Genomic DNA, 5279 nt, shown 5'->3' with positions numbered 1-5279 from the left:
GGGGCGGGCCAGCTCCCGCGCGAAGCCGTCCGGGTCGGCGGCCAGGTGCAGCAGCTGGGACGCCGTGAGCGACGCGGGGAGGGGCACCTCGGTGACGCTGTCGCGGGCACGCAGCAGCTCGCCGGTGAGGGCGTCGAGGTCACGGTCCCAGGAGGCGACGGTGCGGGCCTCCTCCGGAGTGAGGCGGGGGCGGCCGGGGGGCGGGCCCTGTGGTGGGACCGCCTGGTGGGGGACGGTGGGGCGGCGGTCCGCGGGCCGGGCGTCACCGGTCGCCGGGGGCTTGCCGGAGGCCTCCCCGGAGTCGTGCGAAGGGCGTTCGGCGAGCGGGTCGGACTCGTCGAACGGGTCCGGTTCGCCGTACGGATCGGGTTCGACGTACCGGTCCGGTTCGCCGTACGGGTCCCCTTCGTCGTACGGGCCCGGTTCGTCGAACAGGGGCTCGTCGTCCTCGGGCGGCGGGGGCCACTCCGGGTCGTCGACGGCGTCCGGGTCGTGCACGGCGGCGAGGTGGGCGTCCTCCTGGGCGGCGAGGTCTTCCAGGTGGGCCAGGACGGTCTCGGCGGCGGCGCGGCGCCGGGCCAGGGCCGCCTCGTCCAGGGGCAGGGGCCACACCTGGTCGGCGGTGGCCCGGTGCAGGGCCGGGTTCTCCTCGTCCTCGGCGGGCTCGTCCGCCCAGACCTCGATCTCGCCGTGACCGGCCTCGCAGTGCTCGTAGAGGGCCTGGAGGAACGTGGACGGTCCGCGGCGCTTCTTCTGGGTGGGGCCCCACCAGTGGCCGGAGCCCAGGAGGAGGGACCGGGGGCGGGTGAAGGTGACGTAGCCGAGGCGGAGCTCCTCGGTGTGCTGGTGGTCCTTCATGGCCTCGTGGAAGGCCTTGAGACCCCGGGCGTCCCAGGAGGGCACGTCGGGCAGGGTGTCGGCGTCGCCACGCAGGGCGTGCGGCAGGACCTTGCCCTGGGAGGTCCACTTCTCGCGGCCCTGGCTGCTGGGGAAGGTGCCGGTGACCAGGCCGGGGACGACCACGACGTCCCACTCCAGGCCCTTGCTCTTGTGGGCGGTGAGCACCTTGACGGTGTTCTCGCCGCCGGGGAGGGCGTTGTCGAGGCCCTTCTCGTACTGGGCTGCGGTGCGCAGGAAGCCGAGGAAGGCGAGCAGGGTGGCCTCGTTGTCGCCGGCGGCGAAGGAGGCGGCGACGTCCAGGAAGTTGGACAGGGTCTCGCGGCGGCGGGCGGCCAGGGCGTGCGGGGACGCCGACAGCTCCACCTCCAGGCCGGTGACGGCGAGGACCCGGTGCAGGACGTCCATCAGCGGGTCGGCCAGGGAGCGGCGCAGTTCGCGCAGTTCCGTGGCGAGCCGGGCGAAGCGCACGCGCGCGTCGGGCGAGAAGGGCAGTCCGTCGTCGTCCCCGTGGCCGTCGAGGGGCGTCTCCAGGAACGTGTCGAGGGCGTCCGCGAGCGAGATCACCTCGGAGGGGTCGATTCCCTCGACGGCCTCGGCGAGGCGCCGGTCCGGGTCGTCGTCCTCCACGCGCGCGTGGGACACGAGCAGCCGGGCGCGCCGCCCCAGCAGGGCGAGGTCGCGAGGGCCGATGCGCCAGCGCGGCCCGGTCAGCAGGCGGACCAGGGAGGCGTTGGCGCCGGGGTCCTGGAGGACCTCGCAGACGGCGACGAGGTCGGCGATCTCGGGCAGGTGCAGCAGTCCGGAGAGGCCGACGACCTCGACCGGGATGTCGCGGGCCACCAGGGCGCCCTGGATCTCGGCGAAGTCGGTCGCGGTCCGGCACAGGACGGCGATCTCGCCGGGTGCCGTCCCGGTCCGGACGAGGTGGGCGACGGAGTCGGCCGCCCAGTCGATCTCCTCGGCGTGGGTGCGCAGCAGGGCGCAGCGGACGATGCCGTCGCGTTCGGCACCGGGAGCCGGGCGCAGCGCCTCCACGCCCGCGTGCAGGGCGCGCAGGGGCTCGGCGAGGCCGTTGGCGAGGTCGAGGAGGCGGCCGCCGCTGCGGCGGTTCTCGCTGAGCGCCTGCCGGGTCGCGGGGCGGCCGTCGGCGTGGGCGAAGTGCTCGGGGAAGTCGTCGAGGTTGGCGACGGAGGCGCCGCGCCAGCCGTAGATGGCCTGGCAGGGGTCGCCGACGGCGGTGACGGGGTGGCCGGTGCCCCCGCCGAACAGGCCCGCGAGGAGGACGCGCTGGGCGACCGAGGTGTCCTGGTACTCGTCGAGCAGGACCACGCGGAACTCGTCGCGCAGGAGGCGGCCCACCTCGGGGATCTGCGCGAGGCGGGCCGACAGGGCGATCTGGTCGCCGAAGTCGAGCAGGTCCCGCTCGCGCTTGGCGGCCCGGTAACGGGTCACCAGCTCGGCCAGCTCCCGGCGGGCGGCGGCCGCCTCGGGCACCTTGCGCAGCTCGGCGTTGGTGAGCTTGGCGCCGCGCAGCGACAGCAGCAGCTCGGCGTCGTACGCGCGCAGCGCCTCGGGACGTACGAGGTGCTCGGCGAGCTCGGCGTCCAGGGCGAGGAGGTCGCCGACGAGGTCCGGGAAGGAGCGGGTGAGGGCCGGGTAGGGGCCGGGTGACTCACGCAGCACGCGCGCGGCGAGCTGGAAGCGCGTGGCGTCGGCGAGCAGCCGGGACGTGGGCTCCAGGCCGATGCGCAGGCCGTGGTCGGTCAGCAGACGCCCCGCGAAGGCGTGGTACGTGGAGATCACCGGCTCGCCCGGCGGGTTGTCCGGGTCGATGACGTCCGGGTCGGTGACGCCGGCCTTGATCAGCGCCTTGCGGACGCGCTCGGCGAGTTCGGCGGCGGCCTTGTTCGTGAAGGTGAGGCCGAGCACCTGCTCGGGGGCGACCTGACCGGTGCCGACCAGCCACACCACGCGTGCCGCCATCACCGTCGTCTTGCCCGAGCCGGCTCCGGCCACGATCACCTGGGGAGCGGGCGGCGCGGTGATGCAGGCCGTCTGCTCCGGGGTGAACGGGATGCCGAGGAGCTCTTTGAGCTGTTCGGGGTCGGTGAGTCGGGCTGGCACATCGGAGAGGCTAGCGGCGCGCACTGACACCAGCGGCCCGATCGGCCCTTCGGGGCGGTGGAACCGCAGGTCAGCTCAGGTGGTGCGATGGGTCACTCGCCATCGCTGCGGTCCTCTCGCGGCACCCTGGTCACTCCACCACGCGGTCGGTCCTCTCGCGGCACCCTGGTCACTCCACCACGTGGCGGCCCTCCTGACGCGCGCTGCACGAGGACCGGAACGCGCAGTGGGTGCAGTGCTGCCCGGCCGTCGGCGTGAACCGCTCGTCGAGGACCTTGCCGGCGGCTGTGGCCAGCAGGTCGCCGACCCACTCCCCCTGCAGCGGCTCCTGGGCCTGCACCTTGGGCAGGGTCTCGCCGCCGTCACGCCGGGCGGCGCCCTGGCGCAGGTGGACGAGTTCGGCGCCGCCCGGTTCGGGACGTGCCCCGTCGAAGACCTCGTCGACGGCGCCCTCACGGACGGCGAGCTGGTAGACGGCGAGCTGCGGGTGCCGCTCCACCTCCTTGGAGGTGGGCGCCTGCTTGCCGGTCTTGAAGTCGACCACGTAGGCGCGGCCGTCGCCGTCCGCCTCCACGCGGTCCATCTGGCCGCGGATGCGCACCTCGTAGTCGCCCGCTTCGAGGGTGACGTCGAAGTCGTGCTCGCTGGCGACCGCGGTGCGCCCGGCGCGGTCCATGACGTGCCACTGGAGGAAGCGTTCGAGCGCCACGCGCGCGTTGTCCTTCTCCTGCTCCGACTTCCAGGGCGCGTCGAAGGCGAGGGCGTTCCACACGGAGTCGAGGCGTTCCATGAGGACGGAGAGGTCGGCCGGGGTGTGCCCGGAGGCGACCTCGTCGGCGAGGACGTGCACCACGTTGCCGAAGCCCTGTGCGGCGGTCGCGGGCGCGTCGGCCTTCACTTCACGGCCCAGGAACCATTGCAGGGCGCAGGTGTTCGCGAGCTGGTCCAGGGCGCTGCCGGAGAGCACGACGGGCTGGTCGCGGTTGCGCAGCGGCACCTTGGACTCGGTCGGCTCGAACATGCCCCACCAGCGGTAGGGGTGGGCGGACGGCACCAGCGGGCGGCCGTCCTCGTCGGCGAGGGCGGCGAGCCGGGCCAGGCGGCGGGCGGCGGCCTCCCGCAGGGCCTCGGAGACGCGCGGATCGACCGTCGTGGCACGCAGTTCGGCCACGAGAGCGGCCACGGACAGCGGCCGGCGCGGCCGTCCCGTGACGTCCTTGGGTTCGACGCCGAGTTCGGTCAGGAACCGGGAGGGCTGGTCGCCGTCGTCCGCGGGTGCCTTGACGGCGGTGACGACGAGCCGTTCACGCGCGCGTGTGGCGGCCACGTAGAACAGGCGGCGCTCCTCGGCGAGCAGCGCGCCGGGGGTGAGGGGTTCGGCGAGGCCGTCGCGGCCGATGCGGTCGGCCTCCAGGAGGGAGCCGCGGCGGCGCAGGTCCGGCCACAAGCCCTCCTGGACGCCCGCGACGACCACGAGGTGCCATTCCAGGCCCTTGGAGCGGTGGGCGGTCATCAGACGGACGGCGTCGGGGCGCACGGCACGCCGCGTGAGGGTGTCGGCGGCGATGTCCTCGGCGTCGATCTCCTCCAGAAAGTTCAGCGCGCCCCGGCCGCCGGTGCGTTCCTCGGCGCGGGCCGCGGTGGCGAACAGGGCGCAGACCGCGTCCAGGTCGCGGTCCGCGTTGCGTCCGGCCGCGCCGCCCCGCCGGGCGGCGCGCTCCAGGCGCCCGGGCCACGGCGTGCCCTCCCACAGGTCCCACAGCGCCTCCTCGGCCGTGCCGCCGCCGGCCAGCCGCTCCCGGGCCTTGCGCAGCAGCGCGCCGAGGCGCTGGGCGCCGCGCGCGTACGTGGGGTCGTGCACGGCGAGCCGCTCCGGCTCGGCGAGCGCCTGCGCGAGCAGGACGTCGGAGGGCGGCGGCAGCGGGTTGCCGGCGGCCCTCTCCTCGTCGCGCAGGGCGCGGCCGAGACGGCGCAGGTCGGCGGCGTCCATGCCCGCGAGGGGTGAGGTGAGGAGGGTGAGGGCGGTCTCGGTGTCGAGCCAGCAGGTACCGGGCGCGCCGGCAGCGCTGGCGCCGGTTTCCGAGGCGGTTGCGGAAGCGGCTTCGGATACGACCTCGGAGGCGGCTTCGGATGCGGAGCGCGCCTCGAAGCCAGACGTCGCCCCGGTGTCCCTCTCAACCGGGTCCGCGCCGTCGCCGGATCCGGATCCGGCGTCCTCCCGCGCCGCCGCAGCCGCGGAGAGTCCCACGGCGTCC

At 75.0% G+C, this 5279-nt stretch carries 2 protein-coding genes; both read right to left on the bottom strand.

The annotated features are described in order from the left end of the window. Positions 1 to 3024 (bottom strand): ATP-dependent helicase (locus tag RIN80_RS22575; RefSeq protein WP_309097462.1); only part of this gene is annotated, 3024 nt, incomplete at its 3' end. A 169-nt stretch (positions 3025 to 3193) separates the two neighbouring features. Beyond that, on the bottom strand, positions 3194 to 5279 hold a 2086-nt coding region (locus RIN80_RS22570), incomplete at its 5' end, for a PD-(D/E)XK nuclease family protein (RefSeq protein WP_309097461.1).

It is taken from the genome of Streptomyces sp. (assembly GCF_031181705.1).
Classification (GTDB): domain Bacteria; phylum Actinomycetota; class Actinomycetes; order Streptomycetales; family Streptomycetaceae; genus Streptomyces.
The sequence above is the reverse complement of the archived record's forward strand: the minus strand, read 5'-3'. Positions and strand labels throughout refer to the sequence as shown.